This is a genomic window from Streptomyces sp. NPDC002809, from assembly GCF_040295435.1.
Lineage (GTDB): Bacteria > Actinomycetota > Actinomycetes > Streptomycetales > Streptomycetaceae > Streptomyces.
In genome coordinates, this window is sequence record NZ_JBEOVJ010000111.1 from 1 (window position 1) to 24,105 (window position 24,105).

The window sequence follows — 24,105 nt, forward strand, 5'->3', positions numbered from 1 at the left end:
GCGAAAAGGCAGCCACTTCCTCGCCTTCCTCGGCCTCGCAGCAGCCCTCACCTGCTACAAGAGGCTCGCGAAACTCACCACGTGAGACATCCTCTTAGATACGTCTGACCTGCTAAATCGCCGAAGCTGTGTGAGATGTGGTGGAACTTCGTGGGCAGAACCCAGGACGAGATCATGCAGGCCCGGGAGGGCTGGATGAACGGTGATCGGTTCGGCACCGTACGTGGCTATGACGGTGCACCCCTCCGGGCTCCCGCACTGCCCGCTGTGCCTCTGAAGCCGCGTGGACGGGTGCGCTGAGCTCCGCGCGTGCCGGACCGGGCGGTGCTCGTGGCTGTGATGTACGTGCTGCGGACCGGTGTTGCCTGGCGGGACGTTCCGGCCGAGGCTGCGGCTGCTCCGGAGTGACGGCGTGGCGTCGGCTGCGGGACTGGACCGAGGCCGGTGTGTGGCCCCGTCCGCACGCTGCCCTACTGGCCGAGTTGCGGCGAGCGGACCTGCTGGACGGGCGGGATCAAGCCGGTGATCGCCCGACGCGGCGTCGCCCACGGTTCTGGGTTGGGCAATGTCCGTTGAGTGGTCGAGCGCGCCTTCGCCTGGCTGCGCCAGTTCAACCCTCGTGGTGAGCCGGTCCGACGTTGGCAGGAGTGGCTGGGGTCAGCATGTCGCTGTCGACGGCTTGGCTCCGGGTGGCCTCGATGAGCGTTGGGCGGGACGCGATCGCTGTGATGTGAGCGGTGGCCGGCTCATCAGCAAATGTTGACGTACCGATCGAGGGCGTTGATCGAATGCGGTGAATGGCTCTCAGTGGTGCCGTTGGACTGCAGCCAACGCGACAGATGTGTCGTAGGCGTAGGCCCCACACGGGTGCACCGAGGTAACGATCACTCCGCCTATCTGGGGTTTTTGCGCTGGTTGGCATTGAAGCGCGCTTTCTTCTGACGATTGCCGCACGTGTTCATGTCGCACCATCTGCGGGTGCGACTTTGGCTGGTGTCGAAGAAGGCGGCTTGGCAGGTCGGTGAAGCGCACAGGGCCAGTTTTCCGTCTCTTTCGCCCGAGATGATGCTGATCGCGTCGGCGGCGATCACGCTGAGGGCGTCTTCCACGCAGGAAGCCGAGCTGAGCTGCCATTGCCGCTTGCCCTCGAGCGTCAGGATGGCGGCGGCCCGACCCTGAGCACTGCAGTCATTGATGAAGTGGACGGCAGGTGCAGGGAGAGCGTCCTGGATCGCGGCTGCTGTCGCGGCGGCGTGAATCGACTCCCTCAGTTCCCGGGCGAGGTCGAGCTGGGCGGTGGTGCAGGAGTCCACGGAGAGGCCGTACACGGCCAGCCAGTCGAGGAGTCGCTGCGGCACGGGAATGCGCTCCACGGCGTCGCCATGACGCTCCGACAGAGTCCCCGTGAAGCTGGTCGCCAGCACCGAACCGAGGCGGAAGTCAGGGAAGCCAGCACGCATGGAACCACCTTAGCTGGTTGCGACATGGCTCGGAGACTGTTAGAACCGTCTTAGCCGGTTCCGCGAAGCCAGGAGGTCTCATGCCCCGTCCGACCAGCGACGTACAAGCATTTGAAGCCCACGCAGCTGACGCCGACCTCGACGATCTGCGCGTGCGACTGGCCGCGGCGCGACTGCCGGAGGCTGAGACGGTCAGTGGCGCCGCGCCCGGTTCTCGCCGGTGGGAGCAGGGCGTTCCTCTCGCCGACCTCGTCGATGTTGTGAACTACTGGCGCACCGGGTACGACTGGCGGTCTTTCGAAGAGCGCCTTGACCGGATCGGCCAGTTCCGCACGACCATTGACGGTCTGGGAATCCACTTCCTGCACCGCCGATCTGCGCGCGCGGATGCCACTCCTCTGATCTTGACGCACGGTTGGCCGGGCAGCATTGCCGAGTTCACCGATGTAGTGGAGGAGCTGGCGGATCCGAAGGATTCGGACGCGCCGGCGTTCCACGTCGTGGTCCCGTCGCTGCCGGGCTTCGGATACAGCGACAAGCCGGCCACCACCGGGTGGGGTACCGAAAAGATCGCGGCCGCTTGGGTCGAACTGATGGGAAGGCTCGGCTACAGCAAGTTCGTAGCCCATGGCGGTGACTGGGGAGGCAATATCACCACGGTCCTCGGCGGCAGGTTCCCGGCGCACGTTCTCGGCATCCACACCACGTTCGCGGAGGCGCCGCCCGGGTTGACGACCGACGGGCTGACGGCGCTCGAGCGCCACTGGACCGAGGAAACCCGCGATTTCTGGCACCACCGCGCGGCGTACGCGAAGCAGCAGGCGACCCGGCCGCAGACCATCGGCTACTCACTCGTCGACTCGCCGGTCGGGCTTCTTGCCTGGATCCTCGACAAGTTCGCCGAGTGGTCAGACACCGAAGACAGCCCGTTCGAGACGATTTCCAGGGACCGCATTCTTGACGACGTCACCCTGTATTGGCTGACGCGGACCGGTGCATCGGCGGCCCGCATCTACTACGAGAGCCACAACTCGCTCGACCCCGAACTCCGGGTCGACGTCCCGTCAGCGATCACTATGTACCCCCGCGACATCGAGAAGAGCCCGCGCACCTGGGCGCAGGAGCGCTACCGCCAGATCGTCCGCTGGAGGTCACCCGAAACCGGGGGACATTTCCCGTCGCTGGAGGTCCCCGAGTATTTCGTCAAAGACCTGCAAGAGGGCCTCGCGGCGGTGCTGGCCGCTAATCGGTGAACACGGCTGGGTGCCCGGCACTCGATCACCGCCGGATCCGGCTCAAGGCGTTGGCCGACGGCTTCCGGACCGAGTTCATTGAGACGGCAGAACGTGGTCAGACAGGGCGCGGCGAAGACAACGTGGAGCATGGCGAGGTCTTCGGATGGTAGGCCTCGAATGCCTACCTGCCAACACCGTCAACTGCGAGTATCCGGTCGCCCGTTCTCGATGCTCCGGGCCAGCTGGGTCGAGCGGTCGGTAAGGAGCTTCCGCGGGTCGGCGTAGTGACGAACGGCGTCGGAGCGGGGCAACTGGCGCCATGTCGTGTTGCGGGTCCGTGTCCACTTGATGGTCAAGCTGACTTGAACTCGACGGAATCGCGTTCGCTACCCCGCTCGCGCGCCCACAACAGCACCGCCCGGCCGACGCCGAGGGTTGTTCTCCGTGCGTGTAGCCGCACTCCAGGCCTGTGAGGCACTGCGAAGCTCCGGGCCGCAAGCAACGGCCGTACCTGACGAATCGCCGTCGAGACGGTCGAGCGGTCGACGCCGTATGGCTCGGCCAGGACGTCGTGCGGCAGTTGATGGCGCAGGTGTACCGGGGCAAGCAGCAGCCGATCGCAGAAGACCGGCTTCGGCCTGCGCCCGGCACCGGGCCGCCCTGCGGCGTTCCCCACCTCGGGCTTCGCGAAGTCCGCACTGCCACGCGGCCTCCCACACTGCGGCGAGTTCGGCGAACAACTTGCCGCAGTGTGCGCGGGAGACATCAGACAGAGCAGGACGGGAGCAGACCGAGCGGGCCCAGGTGAGCTTCACAACTCACCTGTCCCGCATGGTCCTTGCTGCGGCACGACCAAGTCAGCCGGGACGTCGCTGCGAGCGGCAACCGTCTCACATCGGCTCAGTCAGAGACGCCCGCCAATCAGGGCGCGGATCAGCCCCGGCACTCGTCCAGTACTCCACGCCACGCACGATCCGTCCCTGCTGGACGGTCCAGAACGAGGCCACGCGGAACACGCCGAACTCGTCATGCGGCACCTCGACTTCGGAGACCACCTCGCTGCCCTCGGCCACGATCCGCAGCACCCGAATCGACCAGCCCCCCGGGTATTCGCTGTTCACCGCGACGAAGTTCTTGTTGCCGACGATGCGCTCCGCACTGACCGGCCACTCGACCACGACGTCTTCTGCGACCAAGTCGGCGACACCTGACCAATCGCGTGCCTGGATTCGATCCCACAATGCCTCGATCACGCCAGAAGGTTCCATGTGGGGCACCCTTGCATGAACCACTGACACCACGGCCCTGGGAGCCCAGAAGCGCCCCGGCACATGGCCCTTCAAGCAGCCGCTCGGCCGCTCGTAGATCCCGATGCCGTAGGTTGCCGCCGTTCTTCGCGGACGGGTCGTGCCTGCCTGCCGAGACGATCGGCGGTCCCGCCCTCGAGAGCGGGATCAAGAAGCCGCTTGGGCAACTGCTGGTGCAGCCCGCTCTCGCCGGTCTGCTGAAGGCACTCCGCCTGAGCCCGGCCCACCGGCCTGTCGGTCGGACGGTTGTCCACAGGACTGCGACGGTGCCGCCGCGGACTGCTCGACGGACTTGGCCTGGGTCACGTTCTCACTGGTCATCGAATCCATCTCCCTCGATCAGGAGACACACCGGTCGTTCTGCGGTCCCGGGGCCGACCAGCTGGGAGAGACGTGAGCGGGAGGGGGCCGCATCGGCTTCCGTTGGAGAGGGCGTCGCTGTGAGCTGCCCTTGCACGCATCACGGTCAGTTCATGCTTCGCAGGGCGGCGAGGGTGTTGTCGAGGTCGGCGCGGTCGGTGCGGTTGTAGGGAAGCTTCCCGAGCAGGGTGGCCATGGTGCAGCTGTTGGAGAGGGCGGAGTAGACGAGGCCGGCGGCGATGCCTGCGGAGAGGAGCTGGAAGGCGGGGTGCAGCACTTGGCCGAGGAGCAGCCCGAGCAGGACGACGGATCCTGCGGTCAGACGGACCTGGCGGTCCATGGCCCATTTGGGCGCTGAGGTGGTGGCCGGTCGGTGCAGTTCCTCTCCTGCCGAGGCCCATGCGGCCGTCCCGCCTTCGAGGCTGGCGGCGGGTATGCCGCTGCGGGACAACGTGGTGCCGGCGTGCTGCGAGCGGGTGCCGGAGGCGCAGACGACGAGGAGGTCGCTGCGGGCGGCTGCTTCGCGCAGAGCGGGCAGTGCGTGTTCGAGGTGGTCGAGGGGGATGTTGTGGGCGCCGGGCAGGTGCCCGCCGGCGTATTCGCCGGGGGTGCGTACGTCGATGACGACCAGGGTGTGCAGGCGCTCACGGACGGCGCTGGTGGTGAGAGTCGAGTTCATGGTGTGTGAGTCCTTCGGTTCGGGTGGGGCTGGATCAGATGAGGCTGTCGAGGAGCATGAAGGCAGCGACTGCGAGCAGGACGTAGGCGAAGACGTGCTGCAGGCGGTTGCCGGAGATCCTCGTCGCGAGACGTTTGCCGTCCCAGGCCCCGAGGATCGCGGCTCCGGTGAAGGGGGCGATGACGGCCCAGTCGAGGCCGTCGGCGGTGCCGGTGCGGGTGGCCAGAGCGGCGAGTGAGTTGATGATGATGACCAGGAGGCTGGTGCCGACAGCGGCTTTCATGCGCAGGCCGAGGACTCCGACAAGGGCGGGCACGGCGAGGAAGCCTCCGCCGACGCCGAGGACGCCGGTGACGGCGCCCAGCGCGGCCCCGGCCCCTGCTGCCCTGGCCGGCCGTACGGGACGGTCCGGTGCGGGACGGCTGGGGCGGAGCATCCGCCAGGCCGCGAGTGCGGCGATCACCGAGAACGCAACGGTCAGGACAGCGGCCGGTATCCGGCCGGCCGCGAGACCGCCGAGCATGGCGGGACCGATGCCGGCGGCGGCGAACAGCAGCCCGGCCCGCCAACGGACGTTGCCGTCCCGGGCGTGTGCGGCCAGGGAGCTGATGGAAGTCGCGGCGACGATGATCAGGCTCGCGGTGGTGGCGGCGACGGGGCTGAAGCCGAGGAGGTAGATCAGTGCGGGCACGGCCAGCACGCTGCCGCCCCCGCCGAGCCCGCCCAGGGCCAGCCCGACCACCGCTCCTGCCACCAGGGCGAGGATGAGCACGCTCATATGACGGTTCCCGCTGCCCCGGCAGCGTCCTGAATGGGCAGAGACTGTCGGACCCACTCCTCCATTCCGCCGGCGACGTCGACCGCGTCCGTGCCCCGCTCACGCAGCAGGAGGGCGGCGGTCCGGGAGCGTTTCCCGGAGCGGCAGATCAGTACAAGGCGCGAGTCTGCGGGCGGGCTCGGAACCTGCGCGCCGGCCGCCAGCTGGGACATCGGCAGATGCTGGGCGCCGGGGGCGTGACCGGCCTGCCATTCCGCGGTCTCGCGCACGTCCAGCAGGACGGCGGTGGCTTCCTGGAGCATGCGGTGGGCCTCCACGACGCCGAGGCGACCGGGGCTGGGATCGGGACGGACAATGGACATGGCGGGGCTCCTCTCGGTGCCGATAGGGGTTCAGGCGGCGGTGCGGACGGTGAGACCGGCGTTTGCGGCCTGGTCGAAGCCGTCGTCGACGGCGACCACGTCGCGCCCGGCCGCGTCCAGCAAGGAGGCGGCGATTCCGGCCCGCATGCCGCCGGCGCAGTGCACCCACACTTCGCCGGCAGGTACTTCGTCGATCCGCTTGTGCAGCGCGTGCACGGGAATGTGGACCGAGCCCTCGATGTAACCGTCGGCGCGCTCGGAGTCGCGGCGGACGTCCAGGACGACCGGCAGATCCTCTGCTTCGGAGAGCTCGGCGGCCAGGTCGGCGAAGGCCGCGCGGCGGAACGAGGCCGGGGTGTCGCCGGGGCGCAGCCAGTCGGACGGGGCGCCGGTCGCGGCGGCTGCGGGGCGGTCGATTCCCACCCGGACCAGTTCACGCTGGGCTTCGGCGAGCTGCCGGGGGGACTCGGCGAGCAGGGTGACGGGCTTGCCCCAGGGGATCAGCCACGCCAGGTAGGTGGCGAGCTTGCCTTCGGCCTCGAAGTTGAACGAGCCGGCGACGTGCCCCTCGGCGAACGCGACACGGTTGCGCAGGTCCACGACCCACTCACCCGCCGCGAGCCGGATGGTGATCTCGTCGGCGTCCGCACGCCGGGGGGAGGTCAGATCGACGGGGTCCGGTCCGGCCGAGTTGGCCGGGCCCATGTGCGCGTAGTAGGCGGGAACGTCCTCCAGACCGGCCAGCAGACCGGTGACGAAGGAGTCGACGTCCTGGGCCAGGGCGGCGTTCACGGCCTTCTCCCTGCCGATGGTGCTCGCGTCGCCCTCGGCCTGGCCGGACGAGCAGAAGCTGCCGAACCCGTGGGTGGGCAGGACCGAGGTCGCGTCGGGAAGCTCTGCGGCCAGTCGGTGCGCGGAGGCGTGCTGGGCGCGGGCGAGGCGTTCGGTGAGTCGGGGTTCGACCAGGTCGGGGCGGCCCACGGTGCCGATGAGGAGGGAACCGCCGGTGAATGCGACGACCGGCGTCCCGCCGTCCTGAAGGACGTACGCGGTGTGGTGAGGGGTGTGGCCGGGAGTGGCCACGGCCCGCACGGACAGTTCCCGGTCGACCTCGATCACGTCGCCGTCGCTCACAGGGACGCGGGCGAAGGAGACTTGGGCGGCGGCAGGCACCAGGTAGGCGGCGCCGGTCAGCCGGGCCAGTTCCAGCCCGCCCGTCACGTAGTCGTTGTGGATGTGCGTCTCCACCACGTGCGTGATGCGCACCCCGCGCCGCGCGGCCGCCGCGATCACCCGGTCGATGTCACGCGGCGGGTCCACCGCGACCGCCGTCCGGGCACCCCCGGCCAGGTAGTGCCGGTTTCCCAGGCCTTCGAGCTCGATGGTGTCGACGAAGAACATGTTCCGCTCACTTCCTCAAATAAATACCCCCCTGGGTATTGAGTCCACCGTAACAGAGTACCCCGGGGGGTATATTGGAAGGTGAATTGTGCTGTTCGTCCAGAGTCAGGAAGGAAGATCATGGGATACGACCGAACCGTGCGCGTCCACGCCGACTTCGCCCGCACCGTGGCAGCCGCCCGGCAAGCGCTTGCCGCACAGGGTTTCGGAGTGCTCACCGAGATCGACATGGCCGCGACCCTCAAGGCCAAGCGCGGCCGGGAGATGGAGGACTACCTGATCCTGGGGGTCTGCAACCCGCAGCTGGCGGAGCGGGCTCTCGACGCCGACCGGGGCATCGGACTCCTGCTGCCCTGCAACGTGGTGATCCGCGCCGAGGGATCGAAAACGGTGGTGCAGGCACTGGACCCCGCCACCATGGTCACGCTGACCGGCCTCGACACTCTGGTTTCGGTCGCGAACGAGGCCACCCACGGACTGGACAGCGCGCTCGCCCAACTCGCCAAGGACCTCAACGGATGACCCCGAACCGGCCGAACCCGGCCCCGGAAACCAGGCCGACCGCTCCGACCGCCCCGACCGCCGAGGACGAAGCCTCCGCCCGCGCCGTACTCAACCGCCTGCGCCGTGCACAGGGACAACTGGCGGGAGTCATCGCGATGGTGGAGGAAGGCCGCGACTGCCGAGACGTGGTGACTCAGCTCGCCGCCGTCAGTCGCGCACTGGACCGTGCCGGGTTCAAGATCATCGCCGGGCGCATGCGTGAATGCCTGACCGCCCCCGAGCACGGCGGCACCCCCGCCATGAACGAGGCGGAACTGGAGAAGCTCTTCCTCACCCTGGCCTGACCGCTGCCGCCCCGCGCGGCCGGCCCCTTCCGAGGCCCTCGAGCCCGGCGGCGATCGCCGGCGACGTCGCTCCCGTGCTGCGCCCCGCACCGGCCCTCGCTAGCGTTGGCCACGTACGACGTGCCTCGACGAACAGGGAGCCCGATGATGCCCGCACCACCGCGTCCGGCGCGAGGTGATGTCGGCCGTCGCGCGGCCACGCGTCGCAAGCAGCTCGGTCTTTCCCGGCAGGAAGTGGCGCTGAGGGCAGCTGCCGCACCTGGCTACATCGAGTACGTGGAGGAGCAGCCGGCGGCGTCGCCCGGCATCGGCTTTCTGCTCCGGCTGGCCAACGCTCTCGAAACCACCGTCGAGGAGCTGACGGGCGGGACGGAGGATCTGCCGACCGGGCTCGCGAAAGCGGCACAACAACCCCGGATGGTGGAACTGGACGAATCCGAGTCCTGGGCGTTGCTCGGCGACCATGGCGTGGGGAGAGTGGCGCTGGCCAGTGGGGACGGCCCGGTCGTGCTGCCGCTGAACTACCAGGTGCTGGACGGTGAGGTCATGTTCAGCACTGCCGAGCACTCCCCGCTCGCCGCCGCCGACGGCACAGAGATCGCCTTCGAGGCCGATCACATCGACGACGCCTTCAGCAGGGGCTGGAGTGTGCTGCTCGTCGGACCCGTGCGCGTGGTGACGGACGAGGACGAGGCGCGTCGGCTCAGGGCGTCGGCATATTCGGCACCGTGGGCGGGGGAGGGACGCGAGCACGTCATGGTGCTGTCACCCCGACGTGTCACCGGGCGCAAGATCGTCGTGCCCGGTGCACCAGGCGACGACGGCTGATTTCGGGGCACGCCAGCGCCCGGCCCGAGCGCCCCCACTCGTGCGGGACGACCGCGACGGCAGCGCCGCTGTGACGGATCGCGGCCTGCGCGAGGTGGCCCAGGTGAGATCCCGTGGCTCCGCCCCGGTTGCGGCGTCCGACGACAAGAAGGGCGCCACCGCGGGGGCAGCGGAACGCCCTGTTACCCGGCCCGCCTGGCAGCCCATCGCGCTGCCGCAACACTTTCGGGCGAGCCGTCCACCCCGATGGTGACGTGCCGATTCATGACAGGGCCTCCTCGGCCCAGCTTCCGGATGGGAACCACGCTTCCAGCCTCCCTTCGGCCCTTCCGGTACGGGGAGGGCCGACAGGTCTCGATCGGGGCCGAAGGGCCCCTCCTCGTGAGCTGCCGGCCGGTGCGACCGTGGAATCGTAGCCATGGGCGACTCCCGAGGAGGAGCCATGACCAGCGACTCTGCCCTTCCCCTGGAACTCGGGGCCGTTGTCGTCGGCATAGACGCATCCGCCCAAGCACGGACGGCTGCCCTGTGGGCGGCCGCGGAAGCGGACCTTCGTGGGCGGCCCCTGTACATCGTCCATGCCACCGATACCGACCGGCGCGCCATCCTCTCGTCAGCTGACACCATCCAGGCGCTGCGCGAGACGGCACGCGACCTGCTGGCCGGCACAGCCGATGCCGTGGTGGAACGCTTTCCCGGCCTGACCGTGACGAAGGAGCTCAGCCGGCAGGAGCCGGTGGCCGGTCTGTACGCGGCTGCGGGGAACCGGGGAACGATCGCTGTGGGGAGCAGAGGGCTGGGCGGGTTCGGTGCTTTGCTGCTCGGCTCCGTAGGCCTGGGCGTGGCCGCGCGGACCAGAGTGCCGGTGATCGTCGTACGAGGCGCGCTGGACAGGGCCGAGACGGGAGTGATCACAGCGGCTGTGTACGGCGCCTCCGATCTGGACTGGCTGACAGTTGCCGCCGCCGAGGCGCAGGTCCGCAGGACGTCACTGCGGCTGCTGAGCGTGTGCAACGTGCTGGCCCACGTCGGCAGCGTCACCACCATGCTTGAAGACGTCGGCGGGATCGCCGAGCAGAGGGCGCACGAGGTGTCCGCCATGGCCGACCGCATCCGGGCGCGCTGCCCCGGCCTCACCGTCACCCATCACGTCGAGACAGGAACGAGCGTCCCCGGTGTTCTCGTCGACGCCACGGCCTGCACCGACCTGCTGGTCATGGGCACCAGGCATCGGGTGTTCCGGGCGGGACCGGCGTTGGGGCGTACCAGCCATGCGCTGCTCCATCACAGTCACTGCCCCGTCGCGATCATTCCCCCCGACTTCGTGTTGGCGGGCGATGAACCGTGACGGCTCCGATACGAACGGCGCTCCGCACCACCCGCAGCATTGCCACAGGCCCGTCCGGCTCACCCCGGCGGCGCTTCGACACCGTCGGGGCAGTGGATACCGCGACAGGCCGGTCCACATCTTCGAGGAGGTGAAACTCATGGAACGTATCCGGATCTCGGCAAGGCGGCAGTGTCCGCGCAAGCCCTCGCCGCTCGATCTGCGCACCCCGTCCGGTCGCCCGCTGCCCTACTGATATCCGCTTTCCGGGCCGGAACTGCACGACGCACGGAGGCTGTCATGACACGACGTCGACACGTCATACCGTTCACCGAGCTCGGCCGTCAGGACGTCGGCGGAGCGGGAGGGAACAATGCCTCGCTGGGCGAGCTCACCGCACATCTCGGTGCCGCCGGGATGCGGGTGCCACCCGGCTTCGCCACGACAGCCCAGGCTTGTGAAGACCTGCTGACTGTCGGCGGACTGCGTGCGCCGATCGCGGAACAGACCGGTTGCCTGCAAGGGGGAGTTCCGCTCAACGAGGTCGGGTCGGCGATCCACGCGCTGATACTCCGACGGCTTCTCCGTCGGAGGCGACGACCTGACCCAGCCGGCCCTTGGCGTCGACCGGGACTCCGAGACCCTCGGGGCACTCCTCGACGAGAGCGATCCAGCAGTCACCCGCAGCATCACAAGTCTCGTCACGCGCGCCCACGCAGCGAATCGCCACGTCGGGTTGTGCGGTCAACGGCCCAGGGAAGAAACCGAGTTCACCAGAGTTCTGGCAGAGCCCGGCGTCGACTCGATCTCGGTGGCGCCCGGCAGTCCCGCCACGGTGAAACAGCACGGGGCACGTGCCGAGTCCCGGAAAGGAGCACATGATGACACGCGCGAAGGCTGAACACAGGCGCAGTTTCCTCCCCGATCTCGTGGACTGGTTCGGGAGCGAATTTCCCGGGCTTCCCGGCTGGCGTCCCGGTTCAGCTGCTCACTCCATCCCGATCGAGGTGTCGAACCAAGGGGGCGAATACGTCCTGCGTGCTCAACTGCCGGGCATGGAAAAGGAGTCGGACATACGTGTCACGGTCGACGACAACCTCATCACCGTGCATGCGGACCATGCCGAGTCGCGAGAGGAGAAGGAGCACTCCGAGTTCCGCTACGGATCCTTCCGGCGGACGGTGCGTCTCCCCGGCACGATCCGGCCGGACAAGGTCGACGCCTCGTACACGGACGGTGTCCTCACCGTTCGCGCCGCGCTGTTGGACCGGTCGGAGGAGGGCGAGCACAGCATCCCGGTGAAGCGCGGCAACGACCGGGACGAGGAGGCGGCCCCATGACGTCGAAGCGCGTACTGGTCGCGTACGGGCGCACGCACGGAGCGACCGCGGGGATCGCGGACGAGCTCGGGAAGACTCTGCGGGGGCACGGCTTCGACACGGACGTCGTGTCGGCCGACGCCGTCAGCGACGTGAGCGGCACGACGCTGTCGTGCTCGGCGGCGCCTTGTACGCCGGGCGCTGGAACGGCAATGCGACCCGGTGCGCCCGGCGCGAAGCGGAGCAGCTCCGGCATCGCTCCGTCCGGCTCTTCAGCAGTGGCCCCGTCGACAGCTCCGCCGAGCAGCGTGACATACCCCCCGTGCATGGCGTGGCCCGCTGCATGAAGAGGCTCGACGCGCAGGAGCACATCACCTTCGGTGGGGTGCTCGCTGCTGAGACCCCCGGCAGGGTCGCCCGGGCGCTGGTCCGCCATGGAAAGGGCGGTGACTTCCGAAATCCCGAACGCATTCAGGAACGGGGTCGCCACATCGCCGACGAACTCACCTGACTTCGTTGAAAGATGCCCGGCCTCACCCTTTCGGCTATGGAGGCGCGATATGGCCAGCGACGATTCCCAGGATCCCGTCGGAGGCCTTTCCGGGACGAAGTCCTTCCGACGCCTCGCGCTGGTCATTGCCGTGGTGATCGCACTCATCTGCGGCGCGATGAGCGCAGGAGCTGTGTGGAAGGCCGCTGCCCGGACGGACTCGGAAGTGGCCGCGCACCGGCATCGGGTCGTCGCCACCACGACCGACAGGGCCGGCTTCGCCCTGGCGACCCGCTACGGGGCGACGTCCGTGTCCACTGCGCCGGCTTCGTGGCAGTACCCCGGTCACGTCCCGCGAAGCGGGAGCATTCATGTCCGGGCGGGTACCCCCAAGGGCCATGAGGTGGCCATCTGGGTGAACGACGCGGGCACGTACCAGGCCCAGTCCCCGGCGAGCGTGTCCCAGCGGGTGTTCATCTCCATGGCTGTCGGTGTCGGGGCTGCCGGCGCCGTAGGACTGACCGTGGCCCTCGCCGTCCTGTTGGTGCGCCGGCGGGCAATGGGCCGTCGCCTCGTTGCGTGGGAGCGGGAGTGGGAAGAGGTCGAGCCGGTATGGACCGGTCGGCTGCGTCGCGAACCCGGACACGACGATGACTGAGTCTGTCCCGAGCGGGGACACCTCGGGTCCCGGGCTCGCCCCGGATTTCGATCCGGGCGAGCCCGTGCCACGGTCGCGCCGCGAACCGGCCACCGCCCCGCCGGGCTGTCGGCACGGGAGGCGGCCCGGCGCCTTGCTGGCCTTGGCCCCAACGAAGTGCGGGCCAAGGCACACTCCTCTTCTGTGCGGGAACTGGTCACGCATCGCAGCCCGCACCGACCATGCCGCCCTGCGCGACATCGGGCTGTTCACCACTCAACCCACTACTGCCGGCAGGCATTGCTTTCGAGCTCGCCTTCCCGGCCGCACTCGTCCACGTACCCCCACCGCAGTCCCTCTTCGGCACCGCCTCCCTCCCCTTGGAAGTCGTCGTCCTCATCGCGGCCTTCCCGTTCCTGTCCGGGGCACGGACGAACTGCGACGCGCGCGGCGTCGCAGTCATCGGCGAAGCGCTTCAGAGAGGTTCGGTAACGGTGAGTTCGCACCGCACGTCCACGATGCCCTCGACAGCGTGTGCCAGCTGGGCGGCCACCGGTACGAGAGTTTCGTCGTGCACCTCGCCGGACAGGGTCGCGACTCCGTCGGTGACGTCTACCCGCACGGTGGCCGACGGCAGGGGGAAGAGGCGCTCGACGACCTGGTGCCGGATGTCGTCGGCGAGTTCGGAATCCGGCCTGAGGAACACCTTCAGCAGATCGGACCTGCTCACGATGCCGGCCAGCGCGCCCATGTCGACGACAGGGAGGCGTTTGATGTGGTGGGTTGCCATGAGTCGTGCGGCCTGCGGCAGAAGGGCGTTCGGGGCGACGGTGACGGCTGGACTGGTCATCAGGTCTCCGGCGCACTGTGAGCCGGCCTTCCCTGTGTCTCCCAGGCGGCGCATCTGTTCGACGAGACCGGGACTCCTCTCGTGGAACTCCTCCTTGGGGAGCAGGTCCGCTTCCGACACCACCCCGATGACACGGCGCTCTCCTTCGAGAACGGGAAGGGCAGTGACCTTCCACCGGTCCATGGCCTCGATGATCTCCTTGAAACCGGCTCCTGGTGCAACCGCCACGACCTTCTTCGTCATGACGTCGGCGACGTTGTAGGGGCGTGGGGTCATGATCATGTCCTCAGGGGAGTCGCCGGATTCGACGGATAGTGCGACGGGGACGGGGACGGGGACGGGGACGGGAACGGAGACGGAGACGGTCGGTCATCGGATCAGCACCGCCTCGCCGGAGCGCGGGACGACGGCAGTCCACCCCAGCTCGCGCTCGATGCGGGCACGCAGCGCCGCCGACGATGCCTCCTCGCCGTGAACCAGATAGGTGGTGTGCGGAGGCGGGGCGTCGCGGAGCCAGTCCAGAATCTGGCCTGCGTCGGCGTGCGCGGAGAAGTGTGGTACGTCGGCCACCTCGGCGCGTACAGGTATGTATTCACCGAACATCTTGAGGGCGCGGACGCCGTCCACCAGGTCTCTCGCGCGGGTTCCGGCAGCGGCGAAGCCCACGATGACCACGCTGTTGCGGGGATCGGGCAGGAGGCGGTGCAGATGGTGCAGGACGCGGCCGCCCGTTGCCATGCCTGCCGAGGAGACGATGACGCACGGGCCCCGCGACCGGTTGCTGGCGATGGACTCCTGCACCGACCTGGCCGCCAGGAAGGGGTCCGGGCTCAGCGCGTTCGGCCCCTGATCGAGGACCTCGGGCCGCAATTCGGGGGAGCGGCCGCGCAGCGCGTCCCTGTACACGTCGAGGGCTGCCAGGGCCATGGGGCTGTCGACGTAGACGGGCACGGATGCCGGCAGTACTCCGCTGTTCCGCAGCCCGGCCAGTTCGTGCAGGACCACCTCCGTGCGGTCGATCGCGAAGGCGGGAATGACGGCGGTGCCTCCCCGGGACACGGTGCGCTCGATCACTGAGGAGAGGTCTGACCGGCCGCGCTCCTGATCATGGCGGCGGTCGCCGTAGGTGGACTCCACCAGCAGTACGTCGGCACCCGAGAACGGTTCCGGCGGCAGGAGGAGAGGGTGCCCCGGGCGGCCGAGGTCGCCGGAGACGGCGAGACTGTGCCCGTCCTCCATGGTGAGATGCGCCCACGCGGCGCCGAGGATATGACCTGCGCGGTGCAGCGTCACGCGGGTACCGGCCTCGATCTCGGTCTCGCTGCCGACAGGTACGGGGTCGAAGTACGTCAGGGTCTTCTCCACGTCGGCGTCGTCGTACAAGGGCTCTGCCGGGTGGTGCTTGGACCAGCCGTGCTCATTCGCGCGCTGGGCGGCTTCCATCTGGAGGCGGGCGCTGTCACGCAGGACGATCTCTGCGAGCCGGGCGGTGTCGGCACTCATGAGAATCGGTCCCCGGAATCCCTGCCGGACGAGCCTCGGCAGGTAGCCGCGGTGGTCCAGGTGCGCGTGTGTCACGACCACGGCGTGGATGTCCCGAGCGTCCCGGGCGAACTTCTCCCGGTTGCGCCGTCGCAGGTCTGCGAAACCCTGGAAGAGGCCGCAGTCCACGAGGATGCGGGAGCGGTCGCTCTCGACGAGGAACTTGCTTCCGGTCACGGTGCCCACGGCGCCCAGGAAGGTGAGCAGCGCGGGTCGGGGGCCGGTGCGGGCGAGCCGCGGAGTCGCTTCGGACATGGTCACCCCTTGCCCCCTTGCCATGAGTGGGCACTTCCACGATCGCACCGGGTGAAGGAAGCCGGACGGGCCCGCCAGGGACCCTCCTGGGGACCGACCGGCCCATGCGGTTCACCGAGCCGGGGGCGAACCTGGCTGTGACCTCGTGGACGAGAGACAGGAAGCAGGCCACATCATGAAGGCACTCCTCTTCCGCGGCCCCGGCCACATCGAGTGGGGTGACGTGCCGGACCCGAGCGTCAGATGAGTCTCCTGGAGGACCGCGACCGGATCGCCCGAGATCTTCATGACCTCGCCATCCAGCGACTGTTCGCGACAGGCATGACGCTGCAGAGCGCGCGCCCTTTCATCGAGCACCCCGAAGGCGCCGAGCGGCTGAACCGAGCCATCGATGATCTCGATGCAACCATCAAGATCATTCGCACGACCATCTTCGGTCTCCGAGAGCACGACACAGCGGAGAGCCCGCCGAAGCTCAGGTCCAGAGTCCTCCAGGCGGTGGACAACGCCACGCCTGCGCTGGGGTTCACGCCCGCACTGCGGATGGAGGGCCTGATCGACACGGACGTGCCCGAAGGAGTGGCGGATCAGGTGATTGCCGTCATCGGGGAGGCGCTGAGCAATGTGGCCCGCCACGCGCGGGCGACGCAGGTAGAGGCGGCGGTCGTCGCCGACGCCGGCCTGCTGGTGGTGACCGTCATCGATGACGGTGTCGGTCTGCCGGAAGGAATCCGTCGCAGTGGCCTGCGGAATCTGGCCGAGCGAGCGGAACGACTCGGCGGGACCCTGTCCGTCAGCACACGCCCAAAGCCTCACGGCGGCACCGAACTGGAGTGGCGGGTCCCGCTCCTCGCGGAGGACGACTGAAGAGCTCACGGATGGGTGGACCTTTCACTTCTCCTGTTCCGTGTGCTCTCGAGCCTCCGCGGCGATGACGGCCGCCTGCACCCGGCGTTCCACCCCTAGCTTCCCGAGAAGCCGGGAGATGTGATTCTTGACGGTCTTCTCGGACAGGTACAGGCGCTTGGCGATCTGCCGGTTGGTGAGGCCCTCGCCGATCAGCTCGAGAACGGAACGCTCCCGCTCCGAAAGCGCCGAAAGTCTCCCGTCCCGCGGGGGACTGCCTGCCTCGGGACCGCGCACGGCGTGCAGGAGCCGGGCCGTGGTCGCTGGGTCCAGCATCGACTGGCCCTTCGCCACCGTCCGGACGGCAGCCACCAGGTCCGAACCGTTGATCTGCTTGAGCACGTACCCGGCGGCACCCGCCATGATCGCATCGAGCAGCGCATCCTCGTCGTCGAAGGACGTCAGCATCAGACAGGCCAGTTCCGGCATGCGTGAGCGCAACTCCCGGCACACAGTGATGCCGTCACCGTCGGACAGCCGGACGTCGAGCACGGCTACATCGGGCCTGAGTGCCGGCCCGCGAGCCAGGGCCTGGTCGGCGGTGGCCGCCTCGCCGACGACCTCCAGTCCGGACTCCGAGTCCAAGAGGTCGCGGAGTCCACGGCGGACCACTTCATGATCATCGAGAAGGAAGACGCGGATCGGCGTGTCTGTCGAGGTGGTCGAGACGTCGGACATCTGCAGTCCCTGGAGGTCGGGAGGCGCTCTGCCCTTCTTCCAGCCATTGTGTCAGGGACGAGACCGATGCACCCGGGGAAAGCGGTGCCACCGCTCGGGGTAGCGGAATGCCTACGCAGAGACGCCGGGCGGATTCTCATGAGGATCCATGTGCACGTCCACCACGCCTTCGACGGCCCGGACGGCCCGGACGGCCCGCACCGGCAGGGGCCCCAGCAGGCGCAGGATGCCTTGACGATTCATGGCAAGGAGTTCGAGGAGGACCTCGCACCCCTCCTTCAGCGGATCCGGCGGGAGGGCCCAGGCGTACTACTACGGCGCCCAGGGCGACGGCTCCGCTCGGCTCGTCGCCGAACACAACACGGTGATCCGACGCTACTGCGAGACCGGCGAAGGCGAAGACGAACTGCTGCCCCTGGACGATCCCCCTGACGCGTGAGCGGACGCGCAGAGGGGAGTTTGGCCTCCAGCCCGTATGGGACCCCGCGCTGGAATCCGAGGACGATGCGGACGAGTGGAAGTGGGCCGCGTTCGACCTCGCGCCCGAGATCGCCCAATCGCTTGGGGGCGGCCCGCTCAGCATCAGCGCGGAGACCTTCTCGCGTCGCGGGGCGCGATAGTTTGCCCACGCGATCGCCGCAGAGCGTGGCTCTTCGGGGATCACGATTGTCTGCAGCGTGCTGCACCCTGCCTGACAGGTGGATTCGAGCCGTCCGGATGGCGCATGATCGAATCTCTGCGGATTCGACGGTGGGGCGGTGTGGTGTGGGGGACTGGCGGACCGATCCGACGTTCGCGATGTGCCGGGCTCTGGCGGACGGGGCTGATCCGGCCGCGTTCGCGGGAGGCCCGTTCGACGTGCGGGTTGTGACGGTGGCAATCCGGCCCGAGACCAGTGACGGAGCTGTCCTCGACGACCTTCCGTGGGGGAACTTCCCTCACGGGGAGGAGGTCCGAGATGCCGTTCGGCAGCTGCACACCGCCGACGGGACCGCACGCAACGCGATGGAAGTACTGATCGGCATGTGCGCCGACGACAGCCGGGCGGCCGCAGCTCTCGCCGTACCGTTCCTGATCCGGATCGCCACCGACCCCCACCATCCACACCGCGCTGACGCTCTTGGCGGTCTCGCCGCCCCGGCCCGCGCCCGCCACTTCGGAACCGCCTCCCGCGACGAACTCCTCCTCCACCGCTCCGGCCCCCTGAACGACGCCCTCGACGACTACGGCGTCGAGGTGACCGGCTACCCGGCGGGCTGGTCGGTGGCCGCAGCCCGGGCCGCGATCACCGCCGGAACCTCAGTGCTCCTGCCTCTCCTCGACGAGTCCGACCCCGCCATGCGGATCGAGGCCTCCTATGCCCTCGCCACCGCGGCCGACCCTGGCCGTACGGTCCGAAGCGCTTTCGCCACCCGGTTCGCCAAGGATCAGGACCCCATGGCCTTGGCCGCGCTGGTTCTCGCCACCGCAGAGATCACACGCGCCAACCCGCACCGTCCGGACACCGCGAGGATCGGCAAGCTGTGTCAGGACCGGACACAGCCTCCCGAAGTCCGCCTCGCCGCCGCGATCGGCTGGCTCTGCCTCACCGACGAACCCGCCTCCGACGCCCTCCAGTCCACCCTCAGCGCTCTGGCCACCGAAGAACGCGCCCGCGCCATGGACGCCCTGCCCTGGATGACGGCCGCCGGATGCGGTGAACCGGGGGTCCTACGCTGCGTCCGCCACATGCTCCACCCGGAAGAGCCCGAACCGTACGACGACCCTTGGGCCCCGCCGGCCTGAACGACGAGTGGCCGACCCGCGACGGTGACACGCGCACACCTGCCGGCGTTCTGTACATCGCAGTTGTCCGTCGGGGCCAAGTACCGCGCTCGGTCACACGATCTGCGGCTGAGCGTTCCGGGGCCTGTGGGGTGTTCACGAGAGGGCCTGACCAGTGGCGTCCTGAACCGCTGAAGATCGCTTCCCACCTCTGCCTACTGATCGTTTCCCGGGCGGAGGCTGCTCAGCAGTCGTAGCGGTGTGCGTACGGCATGTCGGGGCAGTCAGGGCAGACAAAGAGGTACACACCGCCGAGATCGCCCATGTCCATCCCGTGGCCGATGCTGTCGCCGATCACGTGGTCCGTCTCGGTCCACTTGCCGGGGTCTGAGCTCTCTGCTCCCTGTTCGTCGAGCGGGAACCAGCGCCCTTCGACCGGTTCCGAGGCAGTGATGCTGACCAGGTGGTCCATGCGCCGGCCGCAGCGGCAGTCCGGCCAGTCGGCCTGCTGAAGCCAACCTGGGTACCCTCCGGCCTTGCTCTGGACGGTGGTGGCCATCTCGTAGTACGAGAAGCCGAACGCCTCCTCGATCTCATCGAACCGTTGGCTCAGGCTCTGGGCCAGGTCTCCAGGCAGGTCCCTATTCGGGTACTCCACCACTCGCGTCGGCGTCACCACGCACGGTCGGGGTACGAACTCCTCTTCGTATTCGTACGGTACCGGCGGGTCCGTCAACACCTGATCCGCTGTGGCTGTCTGCTCGCTACGCCAGTACACCTTGGGCAGTGCAGTTCCGGCCTCGTCATTGTGGATCAGGGGGCACCACACGACCTGCAGCACGTCCGTGCCTGCCGGGAACGGAAGCTCAGGCACATCCCGTGCATAGAGCTGTACGACTGGCACCATCGCCACTGGCTCAGGTCCCACGACCTCGGTGGGAGTCCTCAGCGGCCTCCAGTGCCCTGGTTCGGTACACAGAGGCCACGGCTCAGCGGCCGGCCATAGCAGGGGCCCGCCGATGGAACTGTCCCGCATGCCGGGTTCGCCACTTCGTGGATACAGCAGGGTGGTCTTCCGGCCGAGGCCCGTGAGTTCCGGGATCAGTGATTCCACGTCGAACGGCGCTGGGGGGACGCGGTGGGTGGCAGACCTTGATCCACTTATGAGCCAGTCCCTGGAATGCTCAGTCACAGGTCGAAGTGCGGGCGGCTGTCAGGTTGCGCCTACCTCAAGGCGCACCGACCTGACTGGCCGGCTCCAGGATCTCGCGATCCAGGTGATGGAGCATTGCTCTGAACTGGTGCTCTTCAGGCTGTCTCACTCCAAGTCATGCCGAGTTCGTCTCAGGAAGCCTGTCATTCGAGACCACCAGGGCCGGCCGCGCAGAAGCCGGAGTGGAGGCCATGCGCGACCGTGCAGGACAGCCCTCCTCCGTTCACCTCGGCATGCCCGACTTCCGCCGCGATGCCGGACGATGCAGCACGGACTCCGGGGACTGAGCGCCGACGGGATTCTGATCACCGGACAGCGAAGCGCAGGGCCGCCCTCTGCCGCCTGGCTGACCTCCTCGGAGAGTCGGGCCTGACAGGGATGGCTGAACAGCGCAGCGGCTTCAACCTGCCGCAACCTACTTCAATCCGTGTCGATGGAATGAGGCTCGCCGGCCTTCGGCTCGCGAAGCGCGGTCGGCGCGCCGCTGGATACTCACGGCGGTGGGGTGTTGGGGCGGCCTTCGTTCCTCGGCTCGGTTCCGCCCGCCGAGGCGTTGAGCAAGGCGGTCGCCAGGGTGCGCAGCGAATCGGCGAGGCGCTGGGCGTCGCCCTGCTCCAGCAGGCGCAGGATCGGATCGCTGTGCAGGGTGGCGAGCAGGATATGGGCCATGAGTTCGGCGTCCAGGTCCGAACGCTCCTGGCTGATCAGCGAGGTGATGTGGTCGTGCCAGAACTGGTAGACGGGGTGCGCGCTGCGCGGGTCCTCTTCGGGCTTGTGGGCTGTCGTCACGGCGTGGCCGAGCGCGGCCAGGAGCCCCTTGTTGCGGGCGACCACGCCAACGACGGCGTCGAGGAAGGCGAGGAGGCGCTCTCGTGAAGGGGCACCCGGGCCCAAAGGCGGTGGCCCTGTCGTGACGGCTTCGTGCAGGGCAAGGGCCCGTTCTGCCATCAGCGCCCACATAAGGCCCATGCGGTTGCCGAAGCGGTGGAAGACCGTTCCCTTGCCGACGCCGGCTGCGGCGGCGACTTGTTCCATCGAGATCTGCTCGGGCCGGTGCCGCGCCAGGAGTTCCTCGGTCGCCAGCAGGATCGCGTGCCGATTTCGTGCCGCGTCGGCACGTTCGCGGCGGCCTTCTGTCATCGAGTCCTCCCCCTGCATGGACAACTGGACTGACGGTCCAGTACGGTCGCCGAAGCTGACCGGAAGTCCACTTTAGCTGCCGGCGGTGGCACCCCTTGCTCGTTGGCCCCTCAGGAGAGTCATCATGCGACGAGTCCGCTACTACGAATACGGCGATCCGGGCGTCCTCACGATCGAGGAGGCCGAAATCCCCACGCCGGGGCCGGGCCAGGTGCTCATCCGGGCCGAGGCGATCGGGGCCAACTTCGTCGACACCAAGTTCCGGCGCGGGCCGTCCAGCGGGGCGATCTTCCAGCGTCCCCTGCCCGGCAAACTCACCGGCGACGTGGTGGGCACCGTCGAAGCCGTCGGACTTGGCGTCGACACGCAGCAGGTCGGCCGACGAGTCGCAGGGCTGGCCGAGGACGCGTTCGCCGACTACATCGTCGCCGACGCGCAATGGCTCGCCCCGGTACCCGACGGACTCGACCTCGGGGCAGCCAGCATGCTGCCTATGGGCGCCCCGGTTGCACTCCGGACCCTGCGTACCGGCCGGCTTGCGCCGGGTGAGACGGTACTGATCCATGCCGCGGCCGGCGGCATCGGCCACCTCGCCGTACAACTCGCCAGACTGCTCGGCGCAGGCACGGTCATCGCCACCGTCGGCTCACCGGCCAAACTCGACTTCGCCCGCAAGTGCGGCGCCGACATCGCCATCGACTACACGGACAGCGACTGGCCCGACCAGGTCCGCAAGGCCGCACCGCGAGGCGTGGACGTCGTTCTCGACTCCGTCGGCGGCGAGACCCTGCAGCGGAGCTTCGACGTACTGGCTCCGTTCGGCCGGATCGTCATCTACGGAGCTGCGAGCGGCGAGCTGACCAGCCTGCCTGCCACCAACCTCTTCGCCCTGAAGTCCGTGGCCGGGTTCTCGCTCATCGCATGGCGCGCGGCCGACCCCGAGCAGGCCCGCCGAGAAATGACCGAGGTCGCCGAATACTCGACTGCCGGGCAACTGCACACCGCCGTGCACGCCCGCCTCCCGCTCTCCGAGGCAGCCGCAGCACACCGGCTACTCGAAGACCGGTCTCGGCTTGGCCGCGTCCTCCTCCTGCCCTGAAAGCACGCAACACGCGCACCTCACATCATCACGAGAATCTCTATGGTCACCTTCAGCCAACGGGCAGCGGCCGCGATGCGAAGAAGCCGCTTCAAGATCATTTCAGTTAAGACGTGTTCATGAACACAAGGGCTTGAACAGGCGCGAGTGCAGGTGTCGATGGAGATCTTGCGCATCTCGAAGTGCGAGAGAGAGGAGTCCCATTCCTCCTCGGTGGGGGTCTGATGTTCGTAGCTGGGTCGATTGGCTCTGCGGCGAATGAAGGTGTGATGGGCCTCGATCGTCTCGCCGGGTGGATCGCTGACCCGGCTCCTGCCCTTGCCGAACACCTTCTCGCCGGTCCGGGGGCTGCGAGGACGCCCCGTGGCAAGCCGCGGCGCCTGTACGCCGGCCAGGGCTACGCCTTCGACAAGTGCCGCCGCCTGCTGTGGAGGCGCGGCATCAAGCCGATGTTCGCCCGACGCGGCATCGCCCGCAGCTCCGGACTGGGCAAGACACGCTAAGTGGTCGAGCGCTCCTTCGCCTGGCTGCACCAGTGCAAGCGGCTCCGCATCCGCTACGAGCGACGTGCCGATCTCCACCAGGGCCTGCTCGAACTGGCCTGCAACCTCATACGCCTGCGCCGCCTCCGAACTTCATTCTGAAAGATCAGTAAGGGGTGACACGCCGGAGTCGGTGGCAGGGTGGCGAAGTCGGTCTCCTACCCTTGCGAGCTGCACTCAGGTGAGGTCGAAGGTGACGTTCACGGAGCCTTCCCAGTCCGGCGCCTCCGTGAGCGTGAGGGTTCCATCCCCTGCCTCGACGACTCGCACCATGATCTCTCCACGGTCCTCGCCGGGAATCGCAATGGAGAAGTGGGGATCCATCTCCATGAGGAATTCCCAGTCCTCGCGTTGGGTCGTGTTAAGGGCGTTGGCATGCCGACCGGTGGCCCGCCACTGACCGACCGTGTCGACAGCAACGGTGATGTCGATGTAGTACATCTCAAGGCAAATCGATTGATTGGCCCACCACTCGAGGCGGCCCTGACCCACGAATCGATCCATGAGCACACTATGCCCGGTGCGTAGGCTGGCCGGGCAGCTTGTACGGGGCTGCCTGGCCGTCGTGGGTCAGACCACGAGGCAGAACTGCATGGGGCAGACTCGACAGGTCCTCGCCTCAACCGGCGGCGCCCCGCACACCTTCGCCGCCTCGCGGCCTCATTCTGGAACTATCAGTAAGGCGTGGAACTGAGGTTGTACGGCACCGAGGTCCGGGTGCGCCGCCCGGGGCGAAGAAGCCAGGACGGCGGACGTTCGTCTCGGGGAAGATGCGGCAGAACACCGAGAAGGCCACCGTCGTCGAGCACATCAACGCCGAGCACAAGCAGTGGCGGACACTCCAGCGGTACCTCGGTCGCCGCGAGTACTTCGGGGAAAGCTACTCGGCGGTGGCCGGACTGGTCTCCGACCGCACCGACAAGAGGTGGTCACGCGCGCGACAACCCGCCAGGCCATCACGCCCTCACCTCAGCCACGCATGAGGTTGTTACTGATGGTTTCAGAATGAGGTTCGGAGTCGTCTCAAGCAGATGATGCTGCAGGCGAGTTGGAGTAGTCCGAGGTGGAGGTCGGCTCGTATCTCG

Annotated in this window: 27 protein-coding genes and 6 pseudogenes; 19 read left to right on the forward strand and 14 right to left on the reverse strand. The window is 68.3% G+C overall.

The window, feature by feature from the left end:
* Positions 1–135: 135 nt before the first annotated feature.
* A pseudogene (locus tag ABT025_RS36205) lies at positions 136–300 on the forward strand (pirin family protein); the annotation flags it as partial.
* A gap of 9 nt (positions 301–309) precedes the next feature.
* A pseudogene (locus ABT025_RS36210) lies at positions 310–506 on the forward strand (transposase); the annotation flags it as partial.
* 387 nt (positions 507–893) lie between these two features.
* On the opposite strand, the gene ABT025_RS36215 reads toward ABT025_RS36210, so the two are convergent.
* A complete protein-coding gene (locus tag ABT025_RS36215; RefSeq protein ID WP_351002928.1) occupies positions 894–1,460 on the reverse strand; it encodes a CGNR zinc finger domain-containing protein in 567 nt (188 codons plus the stop codon).
* A gap of 80 nt (positions 1,461–1,540) precedes the next feature.
* On the opposite strand from ABT025_RS36215, the gene ABT025_RS36220 reads away from it, so the two are divergent.
* Positions 1,541–2,713: an epoxide hydrolase family protein gene (locus ABT025_RS36220; protein WP_351002929.1), complete on the forward strand. Its 1,173-nt coding sequence runs from the start codon at positions 1,541–1,543 to the stop codon at positions 2,711–2,713.
* 334 nt (positions 2,714–3,047) lie between these two features.
* Here ABT025_RS36220 and ABT025_RS36225 read toward each other — a convergent pair whose 3' ends face one another.
* The 6 genes from ABT025_RS36225 to ABT025_RS36250 form a co-directional block, all read right to left on the reverse strand.
* Positions 3,048–3,461 carry a helix-turn-helix domain-containing protein gene (locus ABT025_RS36225; protein WP_351002930.1) on the reverse strand — a complete coding sequence of 138 codons (414 nt, stop codon included), beginning with the start codon at positions 3,459–3,461 and terminating at the stop codon, positions 3,048–3,050.
* 124 nt (positions 3,462–3,585) lie between these two features.
* Entirely contained in the window at positions 3,586–3,963 is a 378-nt protein-coding gene (locus ABT025_RS36230) for a nuclear transport factor 2 family protein (protein ID WP_351002931.1), read from the reverse strand.
* Between the two features lie 505 nt (positions 3,964–4,468).
* Positions 4,469–5,041 carry a rhodanese-like domain-containing protein gene (locus ABT025_RS36235; protein WP_351002932.1) on the reverse strand — a complete coding sequence of 191 codons (573 nt, stop codon included), beginning with the start codon at positions 5,039–5,041 and terminating at the stop codon, positions 4,469–4,471.
* Between the two features lie 34 nt (positions 5,042–5,075).
* Positions 5,076–5,819, reverse strand: coding sequence for a sulfite exporter TauE/SafE family protein (locus tag ABT025_RS36240; protein ID WP_351002933.1), 744 nt, complete (start codon positions 5,817–5,819; stop codon positions 5,076–5,078).
* Positions 5,816–6,181 (reverse strand): rhodanese-like domain-containing protein, encoded by a 366-nt coding sequence (locus tag ABT025_RS36245; RefSeq protein ID WP_351002934.1) that lies wholly within the window; start codon positions 6,179–6,181, stop codon positions 5,816–5,818. Before ABT025_RS36245 ends, ABT025_RS36240 begins: the two co-directional genes overlap by 4 nt.
* Positions 6,182–6,211: 30 nt before the next feature.
* Complete coding sequence (locus ABT025_RS36250) at positions 6,212–7,582, reverse strand: rhodanese-like domain-containing protein (protein WP_351002935.1); 1,371 nt, start codon at positions 7,580–7,582, stop codon at positions 6,212–6,214.
* Positions 7,583–7,702: 120 nt separating this feature from the next.
* On the opposite strand from ABT025_RS36250, the gene ABT025_RS36255 reads away from it, so the two are divergent.
* The 10 genes and pseudogenes from ABT025_RS36255 (at position 7,703) to ABT025_RS36300 (ending at position 13,523) form a co-directional block, all read left to right on the forward strand.
* A complete protein-coding gene (locus tag ABT025_RS36255) occupies positions 7,703–8,104 on the forward strand; it encodes a DUF302 domain-containing protein (protein ID WP_351002936.1) in 402 nt (133 codons plus the stop codon).
* Positions 8,101–8,430, forward strand: a complete 330-nt coding sequence (locus tag ABT025_RS36260; RefSeq protein ID WP_351002937.1) for a metal-sensitive transcriptional regulator — start codon at positions 8,101–8,103, stop codon at positions 8,428–8,430. The genes ABT025_RS36255 and ABT025_RS36260 overlap by 4 nt, the downstream gene beginning before the upstream one ends.
* A gap of 147 nt (positions 8,431–8,577) precedes the next feature.
* Entirely contained in the window at positions 8,578–9,258 is a 681-nt protein-coding gene (locus ABT025_RS36265) for a helix-turn-helix domain-containing protein (protein ID WP_351002938.1), read from the forward strand.
* Positions 9,259–9,700: 442 nt separating this feature from the next.
* A complete protein-coding gene (locus tag ABT025_RS36270) occupies positions 9,701–10,606 on the forward strand; it encodes a universal stress protein (RefSeq protein ID WP_351002939.1) in 906 nt (301 codons plus the stop codon).
* 279 nt (positions 10,607–10,885) lie between these two features.
* Positions 10,886–11,146 (forward strand): annotated as a pseudogene (locus ABT025_RS36275) (PEP/pyruvate-binding domain-containing protein); the annotation flags it as partial.
* Between the two features lie 25 nt (positions 11,147–11,171).
* Positions 11,172–11,486: pseudogene (locus ABT025_RS36280) on the forward strand (putative PEP-binding protein); the annotation flags it as partial.
* A gap of 106 nt (positions 11,487–11,592) precedes the next feature.
* Entirely contained in the window at positions 11,593–11,925 is a 333-nt protein-coding gene (locus tag ABT025_RS36285; RefSeq protein ID WP_351002940.1) for an Hsp20/alpha crystallin family protein, read from the forward strand.
* Positions 11,926–12,076: 151 nt separating this feature from the next.
* Positions 12,077–12,415, forward strand: a complete 339-nt coding sequence (locus ABT025_RS36290; protein WP_351002941.1) for a hypothetical protein — start codon at positions 12,077–12,079, stop codon at positions 12,413–12,415.
* A gap of 49 nt (positions 12,416–12,464) precedes the next feature.
* On the forward strand, positions 12,465–13,052 hold the full coding sequence (locus ABT025_RS36295; RefSeq protein ID WP_351002942.1) for an Rv1733c family protein: 588 nt from the start codon (positions 12,465–12,467) through the stop codon (positions 13,050–13,052).
* Positions 13,053–13,157: 105 nt separating this feature from the next.
* Complete coding sequence (locus ABT025_RS36300; protein WP_502972113.1) at positions 13,158–13,523, forward strand: hypothetical protein; 366 nt, start codon at positions 13,158–13,160, stop codon at positions 13,521–13,523.
* On the opposite strand, the gene ABT025_RS36305 is transcribed toward ABT025_RS36300, so the two are convergent.
* Together ABT025_RS36305 and ABT025_RS36310 are read right to left on the reverse strand one after the other, a co-directional pair.
* The gene (locus ABT025_RS36305; RefSeq protein WP_351002943.1) at positions 13,507–14,157 is read right to left on the reverse strand and encodes a CBS domain-containing protein; all 651 of its coding nucleotides are present in this window, start codon (positions 14,155–14,157) and stop codon (positions 13,507–13,509) included. The two genes, ABT025_RS36300 and ABT025_RS36305, sit on opposite strands and share 17 nt — an antisense overlap.
* A 93-nt stretch (positions 14,158–14,250) precedes the next feature.
* Positions 14,251–15,678 (reverse strand): MBL fold metallo-hydrolase RNA specificity domain-containing protein, encoded by a 1,428-nt coding sequence (locus ABT025_RS36310; protein ID WP_351002944.1) that lies wholly within the window; start codon positions 15,676–15,678, stop codon positions 14,251–14,253.
* Between the two features lie 240 nt (positions 15,679–15,918).
* Here ABT025_RS36310 and ABT025_RS36315 point away from each other — a divergent pair.
* A pseudogene (locus tag ABT025_RS36315) lies at positions 15,919–16,545 on the forward strand (sensor histidine kinase); the annotation flags it as partial.
* Between the two features lie 24 nt (positions 16,546–16,569).
* On the opposite strand, the gene ABT025_RS36320 reads toward ABT025_RS36315, so the two are convergent.
* Positions 16,570–17,262, reverse strand: a complete 693-nt coding sequence (locus ABT025_RS36320; RefSeq protein WP_351002945.1) for a response regulator — start codon at positions 17,260–17,262, stop codon at positions 16,570–16,572.
* A 241-nt stretch (positions 17,263–17,503) separates the two neighbouring features.
* On the opposite strand from ABT025_RS36320, the gene ABT025_RS36325 reads away from it, so the two are divergent.
* A complete protein-coding gene (locus ABT025_RS36325; RefSeq protein ID WP_351002946.1) occupies positions 17,504–17,701 on the forward strand; it encodes a hypothetical protein in 198 nt (65 codons plus the stop codon).
* Positions 17,702–18,135: 434 nt separating this feature from the next.
* Positions 18,136–19,047, forward strand: coding sequence for a hypothetical protein (locus ABT025_RS36330; protein ID WP_351002948.1), 912 nt, complete (start codon positions 18,136–18,138; stop codon positions 19,045–19,047).
* A gap of 223 nt (positions 19,048–19,270) precedes the next feature.
* On the opposite strand, the gene ABT025_RS36335 is transcribed toward ABT025_RS36330, so the two are convergent.
* Both ABT025_RS36335 and ABT025_RS36340 read right to left on the reverse strand, forming a co-directional pair.
* The gene (locus ABT025_RS36335; RefSeq protein WP_351002949.1) at positions 19,271–19,900 is read right to left on the reverse strand and encodes a hypothetical protein; all 630 of its coding nucleotides are present in this window, start codon (positions 19,898–19,900) and stop codon (positions 19,271–19,273) included.
* Positions 19,901–20,731: 831 nt separating this feature from the next.
* Complete coding sequence (locus tag ABT025_RS36340; RefSeq protein WP_351002950.1) at positions 20,732–21,379, reverse strand: TetR/AcrR family transcriptional regulator; 648 nt, start codon at positions 21,377–21,379, stop codon at positions 20,732–20,734.
* 124 nt (positions 21,380–21,503) lie between these two features.
* On the opposite strand from ABT025_RS36340, the gene ABT025_RS36345 reads away from it, so the two are divergent.
* Positions 21,504–22,478: a quinone oxidoreductase family protein gene (locus ABT025_RS36345; RefSeq protein ID WP_351002951.1), complete on the forward strand. Its 975-nt coding sequence runs from the start codon at positions 21,504–21,506 to the stop codon at positions 22,476–22,478.
* A gap of 20 nt (positions 22,479–22,498) precedes the next feature.
* On the opposite strand, the gene ABT025_RS36350 is transcribed toward ABT025_RS36345, so the two are convergent.
* Complete coding sequence (locus ABT025_RS36350; RefSeq protein ID WP_351002952.1) at positions 22,499–22,807, reverse strand: hypothetical protein; 309 nt, start codon at positions 22,805–22,807, stop codon at positions 22,499–22,501.
* Between ABT025_RS36350 and ABT025_RS36355 the strand changes: the two are divergent.
* Positions 22,779–23,122: pseudogene (locus ABT025_RS36355) on the forward strand (transposase); the annotation flags it as partial. The gene ABT025_RS36350 and the pseudogene ABT025_RS36355 overlap by 29 nt on opposite strands.
* Before the next feature lie 75 nt (positions 23,123–23,197).
* Here the strand turns inward: ABT025_RS36355 and ABT025_RS36360 are convergent.
* Positions 23,198–23,524, reverse strand: a complete 327-nt coding sequence (locus tag ABT025_RS36360; RefSeq protein WP_351002953.1) for a hypothetical protein — start codon at positions 23,522–23,524, stop codon at positions 23,198–23,200.
* A 266-nt stretch (positions 23,525–23,790) separates the two neighbouring features.
* On the opposite strand from ABT025_RS36360, the gene ABT025_RS36365 reads away from it, so the two are divergent.
* Positions 23,791–24,003 (forward strand): hypothetical protein, encoded by a 213-nt coding sequence (locus tag ABT025_RS36365; RefSeq protein WP_351002954.1) that lies wholly within the window; start codon positions 23,791–23,793, stop codon positions 24,001–24,003.
* Positions 24,004–24,105: the final 102 nt, after the last annotated feature.

Coding starts and splice junctions, on each gene's coding strand:
- ABT025_RS36215 (WP_351002928.1), bottom strand. CDS start 1,460: ATGCGTGCTGGCTTCCCTGACTTCCGCCTCGGTTCGGTGCTGGCGACC.
- ABT025_RS36220 (WP_351002929.1), top strand. CDS start 1,541: ATGCCCCGTCCGACCAGCGACGTACAAGCATTTGAAGCCCACGCAGCT.
- ABT025_RS36225 (WP_351002930.1), bottom strand. CDS start 3,461: ATGTCTCCCGCGCACACTGCGGCAAGTTGTTCGCCGAACTCGCCGCAG.
- ABT025_RS36230 (WP_351002931.1), bottom strand. CDS start 3,963: ATGGAACCTTCTGGCGTGATCGAGGCATTGTGGGATCGAATCCAGGCA.
- ABT025_RS36235 (WP_351002932.1), bottom strand. CDS start 5,041: ATGAACTCGACTCTCACCACCAGCGCCGTCCGTGAGCGCCTGCACACC.
- ABT025_RS36240 (WP_351002933.1), bottom strand. CDS start 5,819: ATGAGCGTGCTCATCCTCGCCCTGGTGGCAGGAGCGGTGGTCGGGCTG.
- ABT025_RS36245 (WP_351002934.1), bottom strand. CDS start 6,181: ATGTCCATTGTCCGTCCCGATCCCAGCCCCGGTCGCCTCGGCGTCGTG.
- ABT025_RS36250 (WP_351002935.1), bottom strand. CDS start 7,582: ATGTTCTTCGTCGACACCATCGAGCTCGAAGGCCTGGGAAACCGGCAC.
- ABT025_RS36255 (WP_351002936.1), top strand. CDS start 7,703: ATGGGATACGACCGAACCGTGCGCGTCCACGCCGACTTCGCCCGCACC.
- ABT025_RS36260 (WP_351002937.1), top strand. CDS start 8,101: ATGACCCCGAACCGGCCGAACCCGGCCCCGGAAACCAGGCCGACCGCT.
- ABT025_RS36265 (WP_351002938.1), top strand. CDS start 8,578: ATGCCCGCACCACCGCGTCCGGCGCGAGGTGATGTCGGCCGTCGCGCG.
- ABT025_RS36270 (WP_351002939.1), top strand. CDS start 9,701: ATGACCAGCGACTCTGCCCTTCCCCTGGAACTCGGGGCCGTTGTCGTC.
- ABT025_RS36295 (WP_351002942.1), top strand. CDS start 12,465: ATGGCCAGCGACGATTCCCAGGATCCCGTCGGAGGCCTTTCCGGGACG.
- ABT025_RS36305 (WP_351002943.1), bottom strand. CDS start 14,157: ATGACCCCACGCCCCTACAACGTCGCCGACGTCATGACGAAGAAGGTC.
- ABT025_RS36310 (WP_351002944.1), bottom strand. CDS start 15,678: ATGTCCGAAGCGACTCCGCGGCTCGCCCGCACCGGCCCCCGACCCGCG.
- ABT025_RS36320 (WP_351002945.1), bottom strand. CDS start 17,262: ATGTCCGACGTCTCGACCACCTCGACAGACACGCCGATCCGCGTCTTC.
- ABT025_RS36325 (WP_351002946.1), top strand. CDS start 17,504: ATGGCAAGGAGTTCGAGGAGGACCTCGCACCCCTCCTTCAGCGGATCC.
- ABT025_RS36340 (WP_351002950.1), bottom strand. CDS start 21,379: ATGACAGAAGGCCGCCGCGAACGTGCCGACGCGGCACGAAATCGGCAC.
- ABT025_RS36345 (WP_351002951.1), top strand. CDS start 21,504: ATGCGACGAGTCCGCTACTACGAATACGGCGATCCGGGCGTCCTCACG.
- ABT025_RS36360 (WP_351002953.1), bottom strand. CDS start 23,524: ATGGATCGATTCGTGGGTCAGGGCCGCCTCGAGTGGTGGGCCAATCAA.
- ABT025_RS36365 (WP_351002954.1), top strand. CDS start 23,791: ATGCGGCAGAACACCGAGAAGGCCACCGTCGTCGAGCACATCAACGCC.